At 62.9% G+C, this 23,307-nt stretch carries 19 protein-coding genes; 9 read left to right on the top strand and 10 right to left on the bottom strand.

All coding sequences use genetic code 11. The features are described from left to right. Positions 1-25 precede the first annotated feature (25 nt). The 4 genes from BLT98_RS14385 to BLT98_RS14370 form a co-directional block, all read right to left on the bottom strand. Complete coding sequence (locus BLT98_RS14385) at positions 26-1,249, bottom strand: efflux RND transporter periplasmic adaptor subunit (protein WP_092608922.1); 1,224 nt, start codon at positions 1,247-1,249, stop codon at positions 26-28. A 13-nt stretch (positions 1,250-1,262) separates the two neighbouring features. Continuing rightward, positions 1,263-2,501 carry a TolC family protein gene (locus BLT98_RS14380; RefSeq protein WP_139179264.1) on the bottom strand — a complete coding sequence of 413 codons (1,239 nt, stop codon included), beginning with the start codon at positions 2,499-2,501 and terminating at the stop codon, positions 1,263-1,265. 91 nt (positions 2,502-2,592) lie between these two features. Continuing rightward, positions 2,593-2,967 (bottom strand): cation efflux protein, CzcI family, encoded by a 375-nt coding sequence (czcI, locus tag BLT98_RS14375; RefSeq protein WP_092608919.1) that lies wholly within the window; start codon positions 2,965-2,967, stop codon positions 2,593-2,595. Positions 2,968-3,009: 42 nt separating this feature from the next. Continuing rightward, a complete protein-coding gene (locus tag BLT98_RS14370; RefSeq protein ID WP_170846389.1) occupies positions 3,010-4,557 on the bottom strand; it encodes a C13 family peptidase in 1,548 nt (515 codons plus the stop codon). 185 nt (positions 4,558-4,742) lie between these two features. On the opposite strand from BLT98_RS14370, the gene BLT98_RS14365 reads away from it, so the two are divergent. Further along, positions 4,743-6,698, top strand: coding sequence for a GAF domain-containing sensor histidine kinase (locus BLT98_RS14365; protein ID WP_092608913.1), 1,956 nt, complete (start codon positions 4,743-4,745; stop codon positions 6,696-6,698). A gap of 193 nt (positions 6,699-6,891) precedes the next feature. Here the strand turns inward: BLT98_RS14365 and BLT98_RS14360 are convergent, their stop codons facing one another. Next, a complete protein-coding gene (locus tag BLT98_RS14360; RefSeq protein ID WP_070259910.1) occupies positions 6,892-8,397 on the bottom strand; it encodes a DUF3369 domain-containing protein in 1,506 nt (501 codons plus the stop codon). 436 nt (positions 8,398-8,833) lie between these two features. Here BLT98_RS14360 and BLT98_RS14355 point away from each other — a divergent pair, with 436 nt between their 5' ends. Both BLT98_RS14355 and BLT98_RS14350 read left to right on the top strand, forming a co-directional pair. After that, entirely contained in the window at positions 8,834-9,337 is a 504-nt protein-coding gene (locus BLT98_RS14355; RefSeq protein WP_092609900.1) for a DUF3016 domain-containing protein, read from the top strand. A gap of 157 nt (positions 9,338-9,494) precedes the next feature. Continuing rightward, complete coding sequence (locus tag BLT98_RS14350) at positions 9,495-10,037, top strand: DUF3016 domain-containing protein (RefSeq protein WP_092608910.1); 543 nt, start codon at positions 9,495-9,497, stop codon at positions 10,035-10,037. Here the strand turns inward: BLT98_RS14350 and BLT98_RS14345 are convergent. From BLT98_RS14345 to BLT98_RS14335, 3 genes are all read right to left on the bottom strand, one after another. Next, entirely contained in the window at positions 10,025-10,822 is a 798-nt protein-coding gene (locus BLT98_RS14345; protein ID WP_211614967.1) for a substrate-binding periplasmic protein, read from the bottom strand. The genes BLT98_RS14350 and BLT98_RS14345 overlap by 13 nt on opposite strands. 41 nt (positions 10,823-10,863) lie before the next feature. Next, positions 10,864-11,307 carry a thioesterase family protein gene (locus tag BLT98_RS14340; RefSeq protein ID WP_034784316.1) on the bottom strand — a complete coding sequence of 148 codons (444 nt, stop codon included), beginning with the start codon at positions 11,305-11,307 and terminating at the stop codon, positions 10,864-10,866. Between the two features lie 131 nt (positions 11,308-11,438). Further along, positions 11,439-12,887: a PQQ-dependent sugar dehydrogenase gene (locus BLT98_RS14335; protein ID WP_092608907.1), complete on the bottom strand. Its 1,449-nt coding sequence runs from the start codon at positions 12,885-12,887 to the stop codon at positions 11,439-11,441. Between the two features lie 257 nt (positions 12,888-13,144). Here BLT98_RS14335 and BLT98_RS14330 point away from each other — a divergent pair, with 257 nt between their 5' ends. Together BLT98_RS14330 and BLT98_RS14325 are read left to right on the top strand one after the other, a co-directional pair. After that, complete coding sequence (locus tag BLT98_RS14330; RefSeq protein WP_034784313.1) at positions 13,145-14,251, top strand: S-(hydroxymethyl)glutathione dehydrogenase/class III alcohol dehydrogenase; 1,107 nt, start codon at positions 13,145-13,147, stop codon at positions 14,249-14,251. Between the two features lie 125 nt (positions 14,252-14,376). Further along, complete coding sequence (locus BLT98_RS14325; RefSeq protein WP_092608904.1) at positions 14,377-14,610, top strand: hypothetical protein; 234 nt, start codon at positions 14,377-14,379, stop codon at positions 14,608-14,610. Between the two features lie 12 nt (positions 14,611-14,622). Here BLT98_RS14325 and BLT98_RS14320 read toward each other — a convergent pair whose 3' ends face one another. Next, complete coding sequence (locus BLT98_RS14320) at positions 14,623-15,627, bottom strand: GlxA family transcriptional regulator (protein ID WP_092608901.1); 1,005 nt, start codon at positions 15,625-15,627, stop codon at positions 14,623-14,625. 262 nt (positions 15,628-15,889) lie between these two features. Here BLT98_RS14320 and BLT98_RS14315 point away from each other — a divergent pair, with 262 nt between their 5' ends. The 3 genes from BLT98_RS14315 (at position 15,890) to BLT98_RS14305 (ending at position 20,406) form a co-directional block, all read left to right on the top strand. After that, positions 15,890-18,901, top strand: a complete 3,012-nt coding sequence (locus BLT98_RS14315; protein ID WP_092608898.1) for a polymer-forming cytoskeletal protein — start codon at positions 15,890-15,892, stop codon at positions 18,899-18,901. A gap of 249 nt (positions 18,902-19,150) precedes the next feature. Beyond that, positions 19,151-19,849, top strand: coding sequence for a dienelactone hydrolase family protein (locus BLT98_RS14310; protein WP_092608895.1), 699 nt, complete (start codon positions 19,151-19,153; stop codon positions 19,847-19,849). Positions 19,850-19,989: 140 nt separating this feature from the next. Beyond that, positions 19,990-20,406: an SRPBCC family protein gene (locus tag BLT98_RS14305; protein ID WP_092608892.1), complete on the top strand. Its 417-nt coding sequence runs from the start codon at positions 19,990-19,992 to the stop codon at positions 20,404-20,406. 91 nt (positions 20,407-20,497) lie between these two features. On the opposite strand, the gene BLT98_RS14300 is transcribed toward BLT98_RS14305, so the two are convergent. Then, entirely contained in the window at positions 20,498-22,114 is a 1,617-nt protein-coding gene (locus BLT98_RS14300; protein WP_092608889.1) for a M28 family peptidase, read from the bottom strand. A gap of 135 nt (positions 22,115-22,249) precedes the next feature. On the opposite strand from BLT98_RS14300, the gene BLT98_RS14295 reads away from it, so the two are divergent. Further along, entirely contained in the window at positions 22,250-23,095 is an 846-nt protein-coding gene (locus BLT98_RS14295; RefSeq protein WP_092609893.1) for an alpha/beta fold hydrolase, read from the top strand. Positions 23,096-23,307 lie beyond the last annotated feature (212 nt).

Raw genomic sequence — 23,307 nt, 5'->3', positions numbered from 1 at the left:
GATGGTTTCCTTAGCCTTGACGTGATCAGTGTTCGTGACCGGCGGAGTCCTTGCCCAGCTCGGACTTCAGGACAAAACTGCCTTGCGCCGCGTACGGCGTGCCGGCGGCCAGCCCCTGCTTGATGTGCGTCAAGGTGCCATCGCTGCGGCCCAGCACCACGGGCGTGGCCTGGTAGCCATCTTTCACCTGCACGAAGACGACGGGCTTGTCTTCCACCGTCTGGATCGCCGTGCTGTGCACGGTGACAGGCGCGTCCGCTTCGCCGGAGACCACTTCCACCGTGACGAAGAGGCCCGGGCGCCAGGCCATGTCCGGGTTCAGCAAGCTGATGCGTGCCTTGGCCGTGCGCGTCTGCTCGCCCAGCAGCGCGCCCACATAGGTGATCGTGCCTTGCGCGCTGGCATCGAAGGCGGACGCTTTTACTTCCGCCTTGCCTCCCATGCGCACGGTGGCCAGGTCTTTCGCCGGCACGGCGATTTCCGCCCACACGGTCGACAGGTCGGAAATGACGAAGATGTTCGCGTCTTCCTTGACGGCTTCGCCCAGGGTGATATGTTTTTCCAGCACCATGCCGTCGAACGGCGCGCGGATGTCGTAGCGGTTCAGCGGGCCCTTGCTGGCCCCGGTCCCGGTCCCGGAACCACTGGCGCCCAGCGCGCTGAGCTTTTGCTGCGCATTCTGCACGGCGATTTCCGCCTCGCGCCATGCTTGCTGCGCCTGCAGGTAATCCTGTTCGGCCGAGATTTTTTCGCGCCACAGCTTTTCTTCGCGCTCATACGTGGACCGGGCCAGCGACAGCCGCCGCTGCGCCGACAGCAGCGCGCTGCGCTGTTCCGACAGTTCCGTGCTGGCGATGACGGCCAGCACTTGTCCCTTCTTGACCAGCTGGCCCAGGTCCGCGTGCACGGCTTCCACCACTCCGGCCAGGCGCGGCACGACGTGGGCCGTGCGGTCTTCATTGAAACGGATTTCGCCGGGCAGTGCCACAGTCGTCTTGATGCGACCGGGCGCGGCCGTGGCGATGACGACGCCGGCTGCCTTGCTTTGCGCAGCCGTCAATTCCAGCCGGCCTTCCACTTCGTCGTGGCCATGTTCGTCTTTCTTTTCAGCATGTGCTTCCGCCTTGACGGCAGGGGCAGGAGGAGCGCTGGACTTGCCCGTGCCGAGGATCAGAGCCGCCAGGACGATGCCGGCGGCGGCGATGGAGACGATGGCGATCGCCTGCTTTTTGTTGAGTGTGATATTCATGGTCGGGGATTCCTTACAGGGGAGCTGGAGTGCCCAGCAGGCGCTCGATGTCGGCGGCGGCGTGCTGCGCTTCCGTCAGCGCGCGCAGGTATTGGTTTTTGGCTTGCAGCAAGGTGCGCTGGGCATCGAGCACGTCGAGGAAGGCGAACTTGCCGAACTCGAAGCCCTTGCTGGCCGCGTCGTAGGCGCTCTGGGCGCCAGGCAAGATGTCCTGGCGTAAGCTTTCCACGTCGAGCCGGGCCGTGGCCAGGCGTTCGGTGGCGGCGGCCACGTCCGTTTGCACGGCGATGCGGGCGGCGGCCAGCTCGTCGCTGGCCTTGTCGCTGCGCCGCAGTGCGTCGAGCTTGTTGCCGGCATTGCGGTCGAACAGCGGTAGCGGCAAGGCCAGGCCGATGATGGCCTGGTTGCGGCCCAGCTCTTCCGAACGCTTCATGCCGATACTGACCGTGACGTCGGGCGTGGCGCGCCGCTGTTCCACGTCCAGCATGGCTTGCCGCTGGGCCAGCGCGCTTTGCGCCTGGCGCACGGCCGGGGCCTGAGCCAGGCGCGCCGCCAGTTCGCTGGCCGGCGGCAGCTCGGGCACGGTTTCCAGGCGTCCCTCCGCGAGGGTAAAACGTGGCGTGGCGTTGCCCCACAGGGAGGCCAGGCGCTTGCGGGCGCTGGCCAGGGTGCTGCGGGCCAGGTTCAGCTCCAGCCGCACGCTCGCTTCGGCGACCCTGGCGCGGGTTTCCTCGACGGGCGAAGCCTTGCCGGCCGTCACCCGGCGCGCCGTGATGTCGCTGGCGCGCGCGGCCAGCGCCTGCGCGCTGTCGGCAAGGCGCAAGCCTTCCTGCGCCGCCAGCACGTCGACAAAGGCGGAAGTCACGGCGGCGCGGGTTTCCGCCTGCTGCAGCGACAGGCCCGCTTGCGCCAGATCTTCGCCACGCTGGGCGACGGCGGCGCGCGCCCCCCGTTTGCCGCCCAGTTCGATGAGCTGGTTGAGCTGCACGGTGGTGCTGCGCGAGGCGCGCCGCGTGTCTTCCAGCACGGTTTGCAGTTCCGGATTGGGCAGGGCGCGCGCCTGCTGCAGGGCGCCCCCTTGCGCCGCCAGTTCATGGCGGGCAGCGGACAAAGTGGCGTTGCCGCCCTCGGCGAGCAGCAGCGCGGCAGGCAAGGTCAGGGGGCCGGCAGGCTCCTGTGGAGCTTGCGCATGGACAAAGTTGCCAGCCAGCAGGCCAGCGGAGAGTAATAACAGATAGATGGATCGGTACATCGAATTCTCCAAAAGCATGGAAAAGAATTCGACGGGACGCGCAGGCTGGCGCCTGGCTTACTGCGAAAAGTGATTGAAACGTCCCGTCGGCCTAGGTGGCCGACGACCAGTCAGGGCGCTTGGGAGCGTCCGGGATGTGGGAAGCGTAAAAGAAGGGGGAAGTGTCCGCATTCACGGAAGCCGTGTCGCCGACGGGCAGGCTGGAGCCGGCCGGCAGCCATGCGTGGCCGATGCCGTGGCAGACGTTGCAGTCGCTGTGCGGCTGGCCTTTTTTCTGCTGGTCCGCCACTTTTTTGTCGCCAAAGGGCTGCTTGTCCGCATCGGCTTCCGCCTTGTGCTGGTGGCTGTGGTGGCCCAGGTGCTGCGCCGCCTTGCCTTCCTCGTGCAGGCAATACGCGCTCGCCGCAGCCCAGGACATCTGGAGCGGAAGCACGAACAGCAGCAAAATGAGGAAGAATCGGCGCATGGTGACGACTATTGTACAGAAAGGCGGGCGGCCGTGCCCATGTCAGCGTGCCTGGGCACGCCACGCCTTGAGCTGCGCGGCGATGGCCTTGCCCTGGAACAGCTGCGGCTCGGAATGCTCTTCCGTCTCCATGCCGCCTTCGCGGAAATCGGCTTCTTCACGGGCCTGCACCAGCACCTTGGCCTTGTCGAAGGCTTCGGCAAAGCCGGCGCTCCTGGGCAGCGCTTCCTTGAAATATGCTTCGCTGAAGTAGGTAAAATCGTTCTGGTCATCGCAGCCGAACGAGGTGCGGTCGCTGCGCGCGGCCGTGATGATGAGGGTGTTGTCATCCTTTAGTGGCGCGATGAAGCCGCCCGCATAGCAGGCCGAGATCACGATGACTTTCCAGCGGATGCCGCTGTGTTTGAGCATGGACGCCAGCTCTTGCGCGGGCAGGCTGTGCAGGTCCATGCCGTTTTGCGCCAGTGCCAGTTCGTGCTCGGGCGAGCCGTGGCTGGTGAGGAACAGGAACAGGATATCGTTATTCTTGTCCATCTTCGCGCCCAGGGCATCGAGGCTGGCGGCGATGCTGGTGCGCGTGGCCATCGGCTGCTGCGCCACCGTGTTGCGGCTGTTGACCAGCATCAAGGAGCGGCCTACGGTGCCATAGTCGCGGTCGAACTGGCGCTGCACGAAGGCCGTTTCGCGGTGAAACACTTCCTGCGCGCCATCGCCGGCCACGCCCAGCAAATACAGATTGATTTTTTTCGCCGCGTCGCGCGGCAGTACACGGGCCAGGCTGCGTTCCAGCAAGGATTGCTGGCCGTACAGGGCCAGCTCGATATTGTCGCGCGTGAGCTTGTCCAGGGCCGGATCGTCCAGCTGGCCTTCCGTCCAGTTGCCGCTGTCTTCGCGCCGTCCATCCGCCTGCGCCACTGCATAGCGCAGCACGCCCTTTCCGTCGAACTGGCCATTCTTGAAGCTGCCCCGGTATTCGTCGCCCTCGGCCGTGCGCAGCACGCCTTCGCCTTCGAATTTCCAGTCCTTCAATTCGCCTTCGTAATGGATGCCGTCGCTGGTGGTGACCCTGGCCTTGCCCTGCACCTGGCCCTGGACGAATTCGCCTTCGAAGACGGTGCCGTCCGTGTCGGTCAGCTTGCCGGCGCCATGCGGGCGCCAGTGCTTGAAATGGCCTTCAAAGGTGGCGCCATCGGCGCCCTGGAAGCGGCCTTGGCCCTCGAAGCTGCCCTTGACGAAGCTGCCCGTATAAATCTCGCCCTTGGGCGAGGTGTAGCGGCCGATGCCGTCGAAGGCGCCCTGGCGGAAGGCGCCCGTGTATTCGACGCCGGAAGCCTGGCGCAGCTTGCCCTGGCCGGAAAACACGCCGCGCGCGAAGCCCCCTTCGTAAAACGCGCCGCTCGCGTATTCGAGCCGGCCCTGGCCATGCATCTTGCCCGCGACGAGGGGGCCGAAATAGCGTCCGCCATCGGCCGTTTCCGCCGCCGGCGCCTTGGCTGGCGCGGCGCACAGCGGCGGCATGCCCAGCGCGGCAAAGGCCAGCAGGCCGGCGAGGGTGTAGGGGCGAAGCGAGGCGCGTAGCGTGGCAGTCATGAGGACGGTCTGGTCTGTAGGAAGGGGCCTAGTCTGCCACTGTATTGCCATCGTGGCAAATGCGCGCGTGGCGTGTGTTGCTCTGCTTCAAGGCAAGATTCTCCGTTTTATGCCGTGCCAAGGCTGGGCTGAACTGATAATATTGATTTTCAGAACATATACTTGCACAAGGTACATAGTCACCCATGGAAAGCCGTCTCAGCCGCCTGGAAGCCGTCCAGACCGTGTTGCTGGAAATCGGGCAGCGCTCGAGCACCTGCAGCGATATCAGTGAATTCCTGCGGGCGGTGCATGCAGCCTTGGGGCGCATCATGTATGCGGCGAACTTTTACGTGGCGCTCAGCGACCGTGACGACGGCCTCGTGCGCTTTCCCTATTTTGTCGATGAATTCGACGCCGCGCCCGACCCGGACGAGGGCGTGCGCCTGGCCAGCGCCGCGCAGTCGCCCACGGCGTGGGTCATCGTCAACCGCAAGCAGCTGGTGATGACGGCCGACGACGACGCCATGCGCGCCATCGGCGGCGGCGCCTGGGGCGGCGGCACGGCGGCCGAACACTGGATCGGTTGTCCGCTGCTGGACCAGCAGCACCAGGTGCTGGGCGCCATCGTCATCCAGAGCTATGACGCGCAGCACCGCTTCAGCCTGGAAGACCAGGCCCTGTTCGCGCTGATCGCCACGCACGTATCGAGCGCCCTGCAAGGCATGCAAAGCATGGACCGGCTGGAAAAGGCGGTGCAGGAGCGCACGGCCCTGCTGGCGCACGAGGTGGCCGAGCGGCGCCGCGCGGAAAACCTGCAGCATGCGCTGTATGAAATCGCCAACCTGTCGGCGCAGGCTTCCGATGCGACGATCCTGTACGCGCGCCTGCACGCCATCATCAGCGAACTGGTGACGGCAAAAAATTTCCTCATCGCCCTGTATCACCCGGACAACAAGGACATCACGATCCCGTATTTCGTCGATGAAAAGGATGCGCAGGCGCCCGTGAAACGCTTTCATTACGGCATCGGCATGAGCTCGTATGTGCTGGCGCGCCGGCAAGCCTGTCTGCTGGATGCAGGCAGCTATGCGGCGCTGGTGGCCAGCGGCGAAATGGACGAGCCGCTGGGCAATGTCGGCATCGCCAGCTGGATGGGCGCGCCCATGCTGCTGGGTGACCGGAAATATGGCGTGATCATCGTGCAAAGCTACGACACGTCCGTCGTATATGGCCAGGCGGAACTGGACGTGCTGGCCTTCATGGCCAGCCATGTGGCCGTGGCGATGGCCCGCATCCAGGCCGACAACGCCATGCGCCAGGCCAAGGAAGCGCTGGAAGAGCAGAACGCGGCCCTGAACAGCGCCCTGAGCGCCTTGCAGGAAGCGCAGTCGGAACTGGTGCGCCAGGAAAAACTGGCCTCGCTGGGCCGCCTGGTGGCGGGCGTGGCGCATGAAATCAATACGCCGCTGGGCATATGCGTGACGGCCACCAGCCACCTGGTGCAGGAATTGAAGCTCACGCGCGAAGACCTGGAAGGCGGCCAGCTCGATGAAGATGGCTTGCTGCAATTTTTCGACATCATCGACCAGACCCTGCGCATCATGACGACGAATACCCAGCGCGCCGCGGCGCTGGTGCGCAGCTTCAAGCAGGTGGCCGTTGACCAGTCGTCGGACGAATTGCGCAGCTTTAACTTGCGCAAATACCTCGATGAAATCCTGCTGTCCCTGCAACCAAAGCTGAAGGGCAAGCTGGTCAAGGTGGACATCGACTGCGCGCCCGAGGTGCAGCTGCGCAGCTATCCGGGCGCCGTCTCGCAGATCGTCACGAACATGGTGGTCAATTCACTCGTGCATGGCTTTGCCGAAGGCGAACCGGGCAAGATCAAGATCAGCGTGCGGACGGCCGGCGAGATGCTGGAACTCGACTACAGCGACGACGGCATGGGCATGGACAGCGCCACCCTGGGCCAGCTGTTCGACCCCTTCTTCACGACCAAGCGGGGTTCGGGCGGCAGCGGCTTGGGCGCGCATATCCTCTACAACCTGGTGACGGGGCCGCTGGGCGGCACGGTGAAGGTGGTCAGCGCGCCGGGGATGGGGTTGCATTACAAGATCCGTTTTCCACTCGGTTTCAATGATGTGTCCTTGAAAACCTAAAAACGGCGGGCCGGAGACGCGGGCCTGAGAAAATGCCGATGGCGGCGTTGCAGCTCCTTGCCGTACATGCGTACTGTCTGCGTCGCTGCGCCTTGCCCTCGACATTTTTCAGGTCCGCTTGGCCCGGAATGCCCGTGTTGGGGGCGCGGGCCGAAGCGTGTTTTGCCGGCGTGCGTACCGCTCGTGGGGCCTACTAGTCAGGAAAACGCTGATTCAACGCAAGCGCCTCATCCAGATTTGCAATCAGCAATTCCACATACTGCGGGTCGAGGTGGCTGCCGCTTACTTCGCGCAGGTAGCCCACCACGCGCTCCAGGGGCCAGGCATCCTTGTAGCAGCGCTTGTGCATGAGGGCGTCGAAGACGTCGGCCACGGCGGCGATGCGCGCGTATTTGTGGATGTGCTCGCCGACCAGGCCTTGCGGGTAGCCGCTGCCGTCGTATTTTTCATGGTGCTGGTGGGCGATCACGGCGGCCGCCTTCAAGAGCGGGCGCTGCGAGCCGTCGAGGATGGACATGCCCACCGTCGGATGCTGCTTCATGATTTCCCACTCGGCCGCGTCGAGCTTGCCCGGTTTGAGCAGCACGGCGTCGGGCGTGGAAATCTTGCCGATGTCGTGCATGGGCGCCGCGTGGCGCAGCACCATGGTTTCCTCTTCCGACATGCCGGAGGCCTGCGCCAGCAGCTGGCACACTTCAGCCATGCGGCGCACGTGGTTGCCGCCTTCGTGCGAGCGCGATTCGACGACGTCGCCCAGGCGCAGGATCAGCTCGGCCTGGGTATCGGTGATTTCCTGCGTCAGCAGGATGTTGTCGAAGGCGATCGCCACGCCGGAACAGAAGACTTCCAGCAATTGCGCGTCGAGGTCGGAAATTTCTTCCACGCCTTTCAACACCAGCAGCGAGGCCTTGCCGCTGCTGTTGGGAAAGTAGCCGACATAGGTGTCGCCATGCAGGCGCGAGATCTTGTTGCTCTTGGCATCGTCCAGCTGTGACAGCAGGGACGGGCTGAGGATGCCGTCGTCCGTGTCGCCGATCTGCGCGAGGATTTCATAATCCTGTTCGCCCGAGATGGCGCTGGCGCCACGCAGGCGCAGCAGCATGCTCGTTTCCAGGCGCAGCAGGGCGACGACTTGCTGCAGCAGGCCGCTGGCGAAGTCGCGCAGGTTGCGCTGCTTGAAAATGTGCGCCGAGGCGGCGATGACGCGCTCGAGCCCCTCGCGGTAATGGAGCTGGGCCTGGCGCGCCTCTTCCACCTTCATGATGTCGCGGTAGGCGCGCAGGGCGGCAAAGGTGGTGGTGAACAGCTTGGTGCGGTCCAGTTCCGTCTTTTCCTTGTAGTCGTTGATGTCGTAGTTGACGATCACCCGTTCTTCCGGCGCCTGTCCCGGCTGTCCCGTGCGCAGCACGATGCGCGTAAACTGGTTGCCGAGGTCTTCGCGCATCCAGCGCGCCACTTCCAGGCCGCTGTCTTCGCGTTCCATTACCACGTCGAGAAACACCAGCGCGATGTCTTCTTCGCGCGCCAGCACCTGCTTGGCCTCGGCGCCGCTGTATGCATGCACGAAACTCAGGGCGCGGCCTTCCAGGCGAAAACGGCTCAGCGTCAGTTTGGTGATGTCGTGGATGTCGGGTTCATCATCGACGAGCAGGACTTTCCAGGGAGGTAACTTGGGTGAGGCTGAAGACAAAAATGACATAAGGGCGAGTTCCGCTAAAAGGCATAACTGACGCAATGCTGAGACGCCCGCGCCAGGCTTGCCTGTGCGCCACTACTGGCGTTGCGCGTTTTTCGGGCGCATTTTATCGATTGTAGACTGACAGCCAAGTATTAACAACAAGCAAGAATAATTGACTAAATTCATGCAACATGCATATCAAAAAAGCACTTTAAATCCACGCTGGCGACACGATGTATACTTTATCGCTTAGGCAACTATATTTTCAAGACAATACTTTGTTTTAATTAATATTGCCAATGAATCTGGAAAAAAAAGTCTGTGTCTGCGCCATGTTCGTTACACGGCGCAAGAAAAGTAACAATGTATTAGTTTCTCTTTAGAATGAAACACATCGCGCTATATTAAAACGTAAAGAATGGCCGGAGCGCCATCCACATTCCTGAAAGGACTCATCATGAAAACGAAAACGACGCGTACCTTCATTGCTGGTCTTGCCTTGCTGGCGAGCACCGCCGCCTGGGCGGGCACGGAAGTGCATTTCACCAAGCCGGAACAATTCACGGACCTGTCTTTCGATCAGACGGAGCGTGAGAAAGTGCTCAAGGACTTGACGGCGCATTTCGAGAAACTGGGAGAGTCGCTCAAGCCTGGGCAAACCGTGAAGATCGATGTGACGGATCTGGACATGGCTGGCCGTGAAAATCCCGCCATGCGCTCCACCCAGGATTTCCGCGTGATGACCGGCGGGGCCGATTGGCCGCGCATGCGCCTGCACTATGTGCTGGAGCAAGATGGCAAGGTCATCGCCAATGCCGATGCAGCCCTGTCCGATATGTCCTATCTGACGCGCATCAACCGCTATTCCAGCGGCGACAAGCTGCGTTACGAGAAACAGATGATCGACGACTGGTTTGCCGACACCTTCAAGACGCAAAAAAAGCCATCAATGCGTAAATAAGTTGCCAGCAAGGTGAGATACAGGTCAGGACGTTATTTGTCTTTTTTGATATATTGCGCTACAGAAATTCCCATTTGATGTATATTTAAGCAAGGTGCCGCGATGAATGGCATTTCGGAGCTTGCCCGCTTGTAAGACTTTTTGAAAGGGATACTGTATGCGCATTTCGAGAGCGACGAAAACCTGGATAGCCGCCGTGATGCTGGTAGCCAGCAGTAGTGCTTTTGCCGGCGTTGAAGTGACTTTTGCCAAGCCGGAAGAGTTTTCAGATTTGCCGTTCAAACCGCATGACCGACAAGATGTGCTGAAGGGTTTAGCAGAACATTTTCAGTTCCTCGGCAAGCGCTTGCGGCCGGGACAGGAACTGAAGATAGAAGTCACCGATGTCGATATGGCGGGACGCGAAGAGCCGGGACGCCATGGTGGCCGTGACCTGCGCGTGCTGAATGGACAAAGTGACTGGCCGCGCATGCGTCTGCGTTATGTGCTCGAGCAAAATGGCAAGGTCATTGCCAGTGGCGAATCCGCCATGTCCGATATGGCGTATCTGCAGCGTCTCAATCGCTATTCCAGCGGTGACGCGTTGCGCTATGAAAAGCAGTTGATCGATGATTGGTTTAAAAGCGCCTTTGATATCACTCCCAAGGGCCGCAGCAATCCGGTAAGCTCCTTGACACCGCCGCAAGTTCAGGGCAAGTAGGCACCCTCGATCCGCGCCAGCTCGCCGTTCTGCCGCATGGCAAGCAGGGCGGCATTCATCTTCTGGATGAAATCGGCCTTGTAGGCGGGCGTATTGCGCGCGCTGTAGGCGATGTAGGTGGCTTCGGACGACAGTTCCAGCACTTCGTGCAATTGAAAGCCGTAACTGGCCAGTTCGGCGCCCAGCTGGCGCGCCGTGTGGCGCGCCGCGCCGCGGTCGCTGGCGTAGCAATCGATGCGCCGCAAGGCCAGTTTTTTCAGGTTGGCTTCATTCCCCTTGGCCGCTTCCAGGCGCAGCAACCCCTCGCGGGCCGGCGCCATCAGTTTTTCCGAGAGCAAAAAACCTGTATTGACGCCGATGGTCAGGCCGGCAAAGTCGGCGGGAAACCGCGTGCGCGGCGTGCGCATGACGGCATCATGGCAAAACAGGACCACTGATTCGCGGTACAGCATGGCCGAATACGGTTGCACGTACGGCCGTTGCGTTTTGCGTCCGGGTGGAAACAGGCCGAAAACCTGGCCCTTTTCCAGCGCGGCTAGCCCCCGTTTCCAGGGGCGTGGCTGCAGTTCCAGCCGGTAATCGGGCATCGCACTGGCTGCCAGGCGCAGGATGTCGACATACATGCCCTTGAAAACGCCCTTTTCCACATAGCTGTACGGTGCATAATCGTCGTCGCCGTACAGGATGACGGTTTGCGGCGCGGCATGGCCGATGCCGGGTGCCGCCATCGCGCAGGCGGCCAGCAGGCAGGCGCCGGTGTGGCGCAGGTTAATTTTGCATGTCATCCTGATAAGCATACAGGATGATGGCCAGAATGTACCGCGCCTCAGTCGATCCAGTTTACCTGTGGGAACTTGCTGCCGAAATCTTCCGCCATGGGCACGACCTGGCTGAGCTTATAGTTGAAGAACACAAAACCGGACTTGGCCATGGCGATCAGGGTGTTGTCGCGCGGGCGCGTGATGCGGAAGGTGATGTCGCCGCCATACTTGTTGAAATCCATGACGCCCACTTCGAACAGCAGCTGGTCGCGCGCATGGGCTTCGGCGCGGTAGGTGGTGGCCAGGTCGGTGACGATGATGCCGGTGCCGTCCGCTTCGATGTCGCGCACGCCATATTCGAACAGGAAGCGGGCGCGCGCCTCGGAAATCATGGAAATCATGGAATCGTTGCCGAGATGGTTGCCGGCATTGATGTCCGTCGTGCGTACCGTCAGTTGCGAGGAATAGCAGTACTGGTCTTCAGGAAATTCAAGTTTCAAACGGGCCATGGTGTTCTCTTGGTCTGATGCGCAGGGCGCGGCGGAAATGTCAATTCTAGCCGGTTCCCCGCGTCCCGTCGAAAAATGCCCTCAGCCGCGTGCGTGCCGTCCGCTTCACTGGCACGCAGGTTTGCGTACGCCTATTTACGGACGATCTTGAACACCTTGCCCGTGCCGCTCAGCATGTACAGCTCGTTTTGACCATCCTGGCCAAACGACAGGATGTTACCCACGTTCGTGATGCCCCAGTCTGTCACGGCCGATGCCGTGCCATTGCTGTAGCTGAAACTCTTCAGCCAGCCGCTGCAGTAGTCCGAATACAGGTACTGCCCCGCCAGCTCCGGCAAGGCCGCCCCCCGGTACACATAGCCGCCCGTGATCGAGCAGCCGCCGGCCGCATCGTGGCCGTATTCGATGGCGGGCAAGACCAGCCCCGTCTGGTTGCAGCTGGCACTGTTGTAGCAGTGCGCGCCTTCCATGATCTTCCAGCCATAGTTGTTGCCCGCCTGGCCCACGGGACGCACATCGACCTCTTCCCAGTTGCCCTGGCCCACGTCGGCGAGGTACAGCAGCTGGGCCGGCACGTCGAAAGCGTAGCGCCACGGGTTGCGCAAGCCGTAGGCCCAGATTTCAGGGCGCCCGCCTGCCGCCGCAAATGGGTTGCCCGGCGGAATGGCATACGGTTGGGCGACGCTGCTGGCGTTGACGTCCAGGCGCAGCAGTTTTCCCAAGAGCACGTTGGTGTTTTGCGCATTGCCGGGCGGGTCGCCCGCGCTGCCGCCATCGCCCGTGCCCGCATACAGATAGCCGTCCGGTCCAAAGCTGAGCAAGCCGCCATAGTGGTTGCTGAACGTGGGGTGGGCAATCGTCAGGATGGTCAGCGCGGACAGGGGATTGGCCACGTTGGCGTTGCCAGCCGACACTTGCCGCCGCTCGATGACGATATCGCCGGCCAGGTTGGTGTAATACAGGAAGAAATAGCCATTGCTGGCGTATTGCGGATGGAAGGCCAGCGACAGCAAGCCCCGTTCGCCGCTCGTGGTGGTGAGCGTACTGATGTCGAGGAAGGGTGTGGCCAGCAGGTTGCCATTTTGCATCACGCGGATGCGGCCGGCCCGTTCGATGATGAACAAACGGCTGTCGCCGGGCGGCGCCGTGAGGAAGATGGGCGCGCTCAAGCCGCTGGCCACTTCCTGCAGCCCCAGGGCCAGCGGCGTGGCGGCCGCATACAGGACGCTGGCGCTGGCCGTCTCCCCCGCATTGACTTGCACCTGCTGCGTGACGGGCGTGGGCGCCAGCGTCCCCGTGCCTTGCGCCACGCTGGCGGCGCTGAGCGTGTAGGCGCCGGGCGCCAGGCCGGTGAGCGTGGTGCTCGCCGTCAGCGCCTTGCTGTATGACGCGGTACCGCCCACCGTGACGGCGCCCGCCACGCCGGCAGGCAAGCCGCCGATGCTGACATTCAGGCTGCCGGTGCCGGCGGCAGGCTGATGGTGGCCGCCGCCCCCGCCACACGATGTCAGCAGGCTCAGGCAGCAGGCCAGCAGCAAGGCTGGCCAGGCAGGGGAAAACCGGGATAGGAAGTGGCGCATGTCAGTCTCCTGCGGGAACGATGAACGGCTGCACGGTATGGCGCTAGGTTTGCTGCAAGAATGCGCGTTTTGGCGTCGGCATGATTGAGCTTGCGCAAGCATACCCCGCGTGGCGGCCGCACTTCCGTGCGCTGCTGCACCGTGCGGCGGCATCGGACAAATGCGCCGCGTTTTCAGACAAGCGCGGGTCCAGCGGCACCGCCGCGCCCGCAGCCGCCCGATAATGGCGCATCTGAAACCGAGCAGGAATGACACACATGAAAACCAAAGCCGCGATTGCCTGGAAGGCGGGCGCCCCGCTGACCATCGAAGAAGTCGACCTGGCCGGCCCGCGCGCCGGCGAAGTGCTGGTCGAGCTGAAAGCCACGGGCATTTGCCACACCGATTACTACACCCTGTCCGGCGCCGACCCGGAAGGCATCTTCCCTGCTATCCTCGGCCATGAAGGCGCCGGCGTCGTCGTCGACGTGGGCCCGGGCGTGACCACTCTGAAAAAGGATGACCACGTCATTCCCCTGTACACGCCAGAATGCCGCCAGTGCAAGTTCTGCCTGTCGCAAAAGACGAACCTGTGCCAGGCCATCCGTTCCACGCAGGGCCGCGGCCTGATGCCGGACGCCACCAGCCGCTTCTCGCTGAATGGCCAGCCGCTGTTCCACTACATGGGCACATCGACCTTCTCGAACTACATCGTCGTGCCGGAAATCGCTCTCGCAAAAATCCGCTCCGACGCGCCCTTCGACAAGGTGTGCTACATCGGCTGCGGCGTGACGACGGGCGTGGGCGCCGTGCTGTTCTCGGCGAAGGTCGAGGCGGGCGCCAACGTGGCCGTGTTCGGCCTGGGCGGCATCGGCCTGAACGTGATCCAGGCGGCGAAGATGGTCGGCGCCGACAAGATCATCGGTATCGACATCAACCCGGCGCGCCAGGCCATCGCGCGCAAGTTCGGCATGACGCATTTCATCAACCCGAACGAGGTGGAAAACGTCGTCGACGCCATCGTGCAACTGACGGATGGCGGCGCCGATTACTCGTTTGAATGCGTGGGCAACACGACCCTGATGCGCCAGGCGCTCGAGTGCACGCACAAGGGCTGGGGCAAGTCTTTCATCATCGGCGTGGCGGCGGCCGGCCAGGAAATTTCCACGCGGCCATTCCAGCTGGTGACGGGGCGCGAATGGCGCGGTTCGGCCTTCGGCGGCGCGCGGGGACGCACGGACGTGCCGAAGATCGTCGACTGGTATATGGAAGGCAAGCTCAATATTGACGACCTGATCACGCACCGCCTGAAGCTCGAGGATATCAACCAGGGCTTCGACCTGATGAAGAGCGGCGAATCGATCCGTTCCGTGGTGCTGTATTAAGCGCGCTGGATTGAGCTGAATGTACGTATTGCGCAACACTTGACGGACGGGGCAGGGCGGCAGGCTGTACTTCGCCGCCTGCCCCTGCTAGTGTGAAGACATCCGCCTTGCTTTGGGAGCCGTCCATGTTTGCCACTGCCTACCTCGCGACCTTGCGCCGCATGCTGCCCGTCTTCCTCGGCGCGGCCCTGTCTTCCCTGCTGGCCCTATGGTGGAGCAAAGCCGCCATCCTTGCCACGCCCGCCATCTGGCTGGCGCTGCTGGCCACGTATCTGCTGTGCGCACTGCTGTTTACACCGCTGGCCCGTCAGAGCCGCCAACTGGCCACGCGCCACGTGCGTCACGGCAAGCCGCGCTGATTCCCGCTGCGCCTAGCGCGCCGTGCTGGAAAAGCGCTCGCGGTAGTCGCGCGGCGTGATGGCAAGTTTCTTTTGAAACAGGCGGCGCAGCCTCTCCTCGCTATGCAAGCCCGCCTGCACGGCCACCTGTTTTAAGGAATACACATTGTCTTCCAGCAAGCGACGCGCCACTTCGAAGCGGGCCGTGTCGATGAATTCCGTGGGACTGGTGCCCGTTTCGCGCTGAAACACGCGCGTAAAATTGCGCTCGCTCATGGCCAGCCTGGCCGCCAGCAGCGGCACGGTGAGCTCTTCGGCAAGATGTTCCATGATCCAGCCCTGCAACTGGCGGATGGTCGGATGCGTCGTCATCTGGCTCGACAGGTGCACGGAAAACTGCGACTGGCCGCCGGGCCGCTTCAAGTACACCACCAGGTCGCGCGCCACTTCCAGCGCGATATCGCGGCTGAAATCGTCTTCCACCAGGGCCAGCGCCAAATCGATGCCGGCCGTCACGCCGGCCGACGTCCAGAATTTCCCTTCCCGCACGAAAATCGCATCGGCATTGACCTGTATCAATGGATAGCGCTGGCGCAAACTTTCCACGGCGCTCCAGTGCGTGGCCGCGCTCTTGCCGTCGAGCACGCCCGCCTCGGCCAGGAAGAAGCAGCCCGTGCATAGTGCCGCCAGGGTGCCGATGCGGGGTGCCGCTTCGGCTACCCAGGCGGCGAGGGCGGGAATGTCCTGCAAGACTTGCTCGACGTGGTGGCAGCCGACGATGACGGCCAGGTCGGGCAGGCGGCTGGCATCGAGCGCCTTGCTGGCGTGCAGCGACATCAGGGTGTCCGACTCGACCGGGCCGATGGCCGTCGAGGCGATGCACACGTCGTAGCCGCCGGGCAGGTTACGCAGGCGCAAATGGGTGTTGGCGTAGTCAAACACCTTCATGGCGCCGATGGCTTCGAGCGCCTTGAAACCGGGATAGACGATGATGTCGACGGTGCGCAGGGGGAATTCTTTGGGGTTTTGCTTGATCATGCGATATGCGCGAGGGGGATAAATACTGCCATAATGCAACAACGGCGATGGCGTAGATTAGCATGAAATAATCCGCGCGCCCGCTGGCTCCCCAACCATCGGATTCCTGAATATCGTGCGCTTACTCCATCTTTTTGCCGCCCTGACATTGCTGTTGGGCTCATCCCTTGCCCACGCGGTTACGCTCAACTTCAATGGTGGCGCTGTCAACGGCTGCACTCTGCCGGCGTCCAGCAACCAATATACTTGCGCCAGCCTGATCATGGGCAGCACCGACAATGTCGTCATCGCCAGCGGCTATGGCGTGACGGTCAACAGCGATGTGAGCATCGACTACAACCAGGGCTTGAGCATGAGCGGCACGGCGGCCCTGACTGCCAACAAGAATATCGACATCGGCAATGTCAATCCGCCCAATCTGAAGATCACGGGCGGCAGCCTGACGGCCAAGGGCGGCAATTTCAAGGTGGGGGCGCAGGGCGGCACCGTGCTCGTGGCCGATATCTCGGCGGCGTCCGTCTCCCTGGGCGGCACGCCCGTGAAGGTGACGGGCAATATCACGGCCACAGGCAATATCGACATTTCCTCCGGCTCGACGCTGAATGGCGCCATCAGCGGCGGCTCGATCAGCGGCAACTCCAAGGTCACGATCACGGGCAGCGTGAAGGCCAGCGGCAACGTCAGCATCGGCTCCAGCTCGACCATAACGGGACCCGTCAACGGCAGCAGCATCACCACCAGTTCCGGCGTGTCGATCACGGGCGACGTGACGGCTGTCAACACGTTCAGCCTTGGTTCGGGCAGCAACCTGAATGGCACCACCAAGGCGCCCGTCGTCAGCATCGAGGCAGCGAACAGCCAGGTGCAGGGCGATATCACGGCCAGTACCTCGCTGACAGTCGGTTCGGGCAGCCAGGTGAAGGGCAACCTGACGTCGCCGACCATCGACTTGAAGGCCTCGGGCCTGCTGGTCACGGGCGACGTGAAAGCGTCCAGCTCCCTGAGCATCGCCTCCGGCAACGGCGTGAAGGGCAATGTCGAGGGCGGCAACGTCACGCTGGACTCGTCCAACGCGTATATCACGGGCAATGCGCTGGTCGACCACATCACTCTGGGCTGGCAGGGCCGGGTGCAGCAAACCATCACTTGCAAGGCGTATACGCCATCGAACCCATGCAGTTGCGTGACAAACAACAGCGGCTGGGCCTTCAATGAACCGATGGGGCCGAAGTGCGGGCCCGGCACGCCGAGCGGGCTGCACCATTTCCAGATCGAGCACCCGCTGACGGCGCTTACTTGCCAGGTGCCCACGGTGAAGGTGACGGCCTGCGCAGATGCCAGCTGCAGCGCGGTCTACAAGAATGGCGTGAGCGTTACCGTCAGCCCGGGCGGCGTGCCGACGCAGATCGATACCAGCGGCGTCAACGCCGATGTCACGGTGCGCCAGACCACGGTGGGCATCGCCACCCTGAGCCTGGTCAGCACGCCCGCCACGACGGGCGCGCTGGTGTGCAAGAGCGGCGGCAACACGAGCAATTGCCAGATCAGCTTTCTTTCCAGCGGCTTCCAGGTAAGCGGCGTTCCGCGCTACGCGGAGGACGTGGCCGTACTGGAAATCAGCGCCTTGCAGACCTCGTCCGGCAACAGGGACGTGTGCGTGCCCATGTTCGCCAGCCAGACCAAGGACTTGAACCTCAGTTGCGGGTACAGCAATCCGGACAAGGGAACATTGCCTGCGCGTATCTTTGACAGTACCAAAAATAGTTATGTTGCCCTGGCGGCCAGCGACCAGAGCAGTTGCAGCGGGTCGAGCACCAAGGTGACGGTGACGTTCGGCGCCGACGGCGTAGCCAAGCCGAACATGCTGTATGCCGATGCGGGAGCGCTGCTTCTGACAGCTTCCTACAAGCCGGACAGCGGCAGCGACAAAGGTTTGGACATGAACGGCAGCGGTACGGTCGTCGTGGCGCCGAAGAAATTTATGTTCACGAAGCTGGCGCCGACGCAGCGCGCGGGCCTGGCGGCAGCGCCCCTCGTGGCGGGGACGACCATCACGTTATCGGCCGTCAATGCGCTCGATGCCGTGACGAAGAACTTTGGCAACGAAAGCGGTGTCGCTGTGCAAAAAGTCGTGCTCGACCGTAATCTGCAGGCGCCGCTCTACACAAGCGTAGTCAATCCGCAGGTCAGCGGCGATCTCGATTTCGTGAAGAAAGGGGGCGTCATCGCGGCGCCGCCGCTGGTCTGGCCCGAAGTGGGCAAGATCAATTTCACGGCCGCGCTGCAAAACGGATATCTGGGCAGCAGCTTGACGTCGCCGGGACCGAGCGACACCGTGCTCTTCTACCCGCACCACTTTGTGACGGAACTGGTCATCAAGCAAGTGGACAGCGGGGGGGGCGTGAAGATGCCGTTTCCTTTCCCGTGCAGCGCGCCGCTCGTGTGCGCCGGCGACCGTGCCGTGTATTCGCGCCAGTCCTTTGATCTGACCATCCGCGCCCAGACGGCCGCTGGCAATGAGACGAAGAACTTCGACGCCAGGAATGACGGCATCAACACGACGCAGGTGTCGCTGGTCCCCTATGACGCTGCCACGGGGAAGAACAGCTATCCGCCCACGGCGACATCGGGCAGCACGCTGACGGATGGGGCAAAAGCAGCTGCGGCCGTGACGGGCGTGCCTGTCACCAGTTTTACCAATGGCCTTGCCACGCGCACCATCGCCTACAGCTTCCCCGCCGCCTATGCCGTGCCCAAGGAGCCGACAGCACTGGCATCGCCGACGGGGCTGCTGCTGCGCGCGACGTATGCCTATCCGGCTGCCGGCAATGTGAGCTCGGCGCCGGCCGATGGCATGGAGGCGCAACTGACCGTGCTCACGGGCCGCCTGATGGTGCCGCATGATTACGGTTCCGAGCGCTATCCCGTACGCCTGGCGGTGCAGGCGCAGTACTGGGATGGCAAGACCTGGGTTACCAGCCTGCTGGACAGCATCAGTGCGTTCGACAACACGCTGGTGGTGTTTGCCAATTGCAAGAAAACCCTGGTGTGCAAGGATTTTGCATTCCCCGTTGGCACCACTATTACTTATACGTTCGACAAGGGTATCTTGCCGCCGAATAGACGCCTGACCCTGGCGGCGCCCGGCGTCGGCAAGAGCGGCAGCGTCGATGTTTCCGTGCCCGGCATTGCATACCTGCCCAGCACCGTGGGCACCGTCGTCTTTGGCGTCTTCAAGTCGGGTCCCGTGATTTACCTGCGCGAGATGTATTAAGAGCCTGTCCCAGTAGATGAATACATCCTCCGCTGTCGCCCCTCAGAAGCGGGGACTGCGTTGATCGTCTTCGCGTGGCTTGCCACGCGTCCTCCTCACGCCTTGTCCGCGCTCCGGATGAGCTGCCAGCAGAGGACGCTCACTAATGGGATAGGCTCCAAGCCTGGACAAAGGGCGGGCGCAGAAAGTGGGGAAAACCAGTAACATGCCTGGCTGTGGCATTCCCCCAACCTCAGACTGGAGTTTTCTATGAGCACAACATCGCAGTGGATCGATATCGCCGGCCCGGACGGCAGCTTCCAGGCCTACCTGGCCGTGCCGCACGTGGGCAAGGGCCCCGCCGTCATCCTGTTGCAGGAAATTTTCGGCGTCAACGAGCACATCCGCGCCGTGGCCGACCAGTACGCGGCCGATGGCTACGTGGTGCTCGTACCCGACCTGTTCTGGCGCGCCGGCGCGCACATCGAGCTGGGCTATGACGCGGACGGCTGGAAGCGCGCCGTCGAACTGATGCAGGCTACCGACAATCCGCATGCCGACGCCGATATCGCGGCCACCATCGCCGCCCTGCGCGCGCGTCCGGAAGTGACGGGCAAGCTGGCTTCCGTCGGCTACTGCTTCGGCGGCCGGCTGTCGTTCCAGGCGGCCGCGGCCGGTCTGGTCGATGTTGCCATCGCCTATTACGGCGGCGGCATCCAGAACAAGCTGGACCTGGCTGACCGGATCCAGGTGCCGCTGCTCATGCATTTCGGCGGCCAGGACAGCCATATCCCGCCGGAAGCCGTGCAAAAGATCGCCGAGCGCTTCGAAGACCGGCAAGACGTGGAAATCCATATCTACCCGGGCGCCGAGCACGGTTTCAATTGCACCCACCGCGACAGCTACCAGCAGCGCGCCGCTGCCCAGGCCCATGGCAATTCCTTGATATTCCTGGCAGAAAATCTGTAAGACTGCCTCGCCAGGCTGGCCTGTTGCTATTTTCCGCCCAGCAGCAACGCCGCATGGGCGTTAAAATAGCGGCTGTGCCGGGCAACTCCGGCCGGCCGGGCACGGCGCCCGGCAAACCTGGATGAGGAACCGAATTAAAGATGGCCCAAGTAATTGTTTCTGTAACATTGGCGGCAAGCGCCGAACGCGTGTGGGATTTTATCGGCGGCTTCCAGTCGCTGGCTGAATGGTCTAGCTCGATCAAGACCAGCCTGTCCGAGCACGGCGGCCGCGTGCGCCGCCTGAAAACCACGGACGGCGCCATCATCGCCGAACGCCTGCAAAGCTACAGCGAAGCGGACAAGAGCTACAGCTACACCATCGTCTCGGGCCCGATCCCCGTCAAGAACTACCGTTCTACTTTGCGCGTCACGGGCGAACCGGGCGGCGCTTCCTGCGTGGCGCAATGGTCGAGCGAGTTCGACGCGGCCGAAGGCGTGGAAGAAGTCATGACCGGCGCGTTTCAACATTTGTACGAAACCGCGTTCGTGGACCTGAAACGCATCATGGCAATTTGATTTGCCAAGGCTAACGGCAAATACCGGGGTCAGACCCTGAGGGCCTGACCCCGGCCTTTTTTGCTTTGCGGCTTAGTTCACCGCTATCTGCTTACCGTTTTACTTTTCCAAACGCCTCGCCCTTGTTCCATGTAGGCAAATTCTTGTCATTCGCCACTTCATAGCCGAGGTTCAGGGTGAATTGCGCCTGCTGCACCATGCCCGACAGGTCCCATGACGGGTTGTACTCGTCCGTCACCTGGTGGTAATCCTTTTTAAAGGCCACCAGGCGCTCGCCGGAGGCTTTCGGTTCCGTGACGAAGTCGAACGAGCCATCGCCGGAAAACACGGCCGAGCCCACGTTGAAGGCGGGCACGCCGGCCTTGGCGAAGGCAAAATGGTCGGCCCGGTAAAAGGCGCCGGACAGGTCGGGAATGGTGGGCGCCAGACGCAGGCCCATGCGCTTGGCGACCTTGGCGGCACTCGCGTACAGGCTGCTGCGCTCGGCGCCGGCCACGCCGATGTCGCGCGTCTTGCCGACGAAGTTCATGCTGTCGAGGTTCAGGTCGGCGGCCGTCTTGGCCAGTGGCCACAGGGGCTTGCGCGTATAGGCCGTGCTGCCCAGCATGCCCGTTTCTTCGCCGGCCGGCCACAGGAAGATCTGCGTGCGGCGCGCCGGTTGTTTCACGGCCACTTGCGCCATGGCCAGCAGGGCCGCCGCGCCCGAAGCGTTGTCGATGGCGCCGTTGTAGATATGGTCGCTTTGTCCGGCGCGTTGGCTGCCTTCGTCATCCTTGCCCAGGTGGTCCCAGTGGGCCGAGTAGATCACGGCTTCGTCCTTGAGTTTCGGGTCCGTGCCCGGCACGATGCCTGCCACGTTGAATTGCTCGATGCTGCGGATCTGGCTGTTCAATTGCACCTTGACCGTGGCGTTCAGGGCCACGGGGCGGAACTCGCGCGTTTCCGCCTGCGCGCGCAAGGCGTCCAGGTCCTGTCCGCCGGCCTGGAACAGCGTGCGCGCCAGGTCTTCCTGCAGCCATCCTTCCATGGCATTGCCTGCGCCGGCCAGGTTGAAGCGCTCATGGCCGAAACCGTTGGCCGGCACCGACCATGGGTACGAGGCCGATGCCGTCGTATGGATCAGCAGCACGCCGGCGGCGCCCTGGCGCAGCGCTTCCTCGTACTTGTAGACCCAGCGGCCGTACCAGGTCAGCGACTTGCCGGCAAAGCGGTTCGGTTCGGCGGCGGTCGGTTGCGGATCGTTGACCATCATGATGACCAGTTTGCCTTTTAAATCAGCACCCTTGAAGTCGTCCCAGTTTTCCTCGGGCGCGTGGATGCCGTAGCCGGCGAATACCACGGGCGCGTCGAACGCCACTTTTTCCTGGCCATTCGCCGCGCCGAAGACGATGTCCTGGCCGAAGGCGGGAGACAAGGTCTTGCCGCCCGCGCTGAAGGTCACCTTGCTCGATGGCAAAGCCTTGCTGCCGACGATGGTCAGCGCCTGGCGATATGTGCCGTCCGGCAAGGGTTGCAAGCCGGCCACGGCTGCCTGCGTTTCCAGGTAGCGCACGGCCAGGTCGCCGCCGCGCTGGCCCGTGCCGCGTCCTTCGAGCAAATCGTCGGCCAGGAAGGACAGGTGGGCGCGCAGGGGCGCTTCGGTAACGAGCGGTTGGGCGAGGACGGCCGTGCTGAGCAGGCTGGCGGCGAGGACGAAGGGAAAACGCATGGCAACTCCAAAAGTGAATACGGGAAAACAAAGCAGCGGCAATCTTACTCTACCGCAATGCTCTGGCGTAGCGCGCGGCGCGCGCAAGGCGATTGCGGCCACAATGGCTGCTGGTCCACCGACAAGGAGCGTTCCATGACTACCCCTGACTTGCAATCGAGCAATACCCTGCGTACCGCCGACGGCACCCTGATCTACTACAAGGACTGGGGCAGCGGCCCGCCCGTCGTCTTCAGCCACGGCTGGCCATTGTCGTCCGATGCGTGGGAAGACCAGATGTTCTACCTTGCCTCGCGCGGCTACCGCGTCATCGCGCACGACCGGCGCGGCCATGGCCGCTCCAGCCAGCCGTTCGACGGCAACGACATGGATACCTATGCCGACGATCTGGCCGCCTTGATCGCCGCGCTGGATTTGACGGGCGCCACCCTCGTGGGGCACTCGACGGGCGGCGGCGAAGTGGCCCGCTACATCGGCCGCCATGGCACGCAGCGTCTGGCCGGCGCCGTGCTGGTGGGCGCCGTGCCGCCGCTGATGCTGCAAACCGCGGAGAACCCGCTGGGCTTGCCGCTATCCGTTTTTGATGACATCCGCGCCGGCGTGCAAGCCGACCGCAGCCAATTCTTCCGCGACTTGAGCGAGGCCTTTTATGGCTACAACCGGCCCGGCGCCACCCCGTCGCAGGGCGTGCGCGACAGTTTTTGGCGGCAAGGCATGCAGGCGGGCATGCCGGCCGCCTACCTGTGCATCAAGCAATTTTCCGAAACGGACTTTACGGCTGACCTGGCCAGGTTCGATGTGCCGACCCTGGTGATCCATGGCGACGACGACCAGATCGTGCCGATCGCCGCCTCGGCGCGGCGCACTGCCGAGCTCATTATCGGCAGCAAGCTGCTTGTGTATGCGGGCGCGCCGCATGGCCTGGCGACGACGCACAAGGACCGGCTGAACGAGGACTTGCTGGAGTTCTTGCGCACCTGAAACGGGGCGGGCGCCATCGTCTCGAGGCGCCCGCCGTTGCTGTTGACGCATGGAACCGGCGCAGGCCGCAGATTGTTGTGTATCGTTTAATGTTGGCAAAATCACGCGCCAATTGCGTGCGGATCGCCGATTTTTCTGGCTTTTTTCGGTAGATATGGCGCAAAAAACGGCGTTCTGCGGCATGCGGCCACCCGGTAAGGTCCAGTAAAGAG

The sequence above is a fragment of the Janthinobacterium sp. YR213 genome (genome assembly GCF_900099875.1).
In the GTDB taxonomy this organism is placed as follows: Bacteria; Pseudomonadota; Gammaproteobacteria; order Burkholderiales; family Burkholderiaceae_D; genus Janthinobacterium; species Janthinobacterium lividum.
The sequence above is the reverse complement of the archived record's forward strand: the minus strand, read 5'-3'. Positions and strand labels throughout refer to the sequence as shown.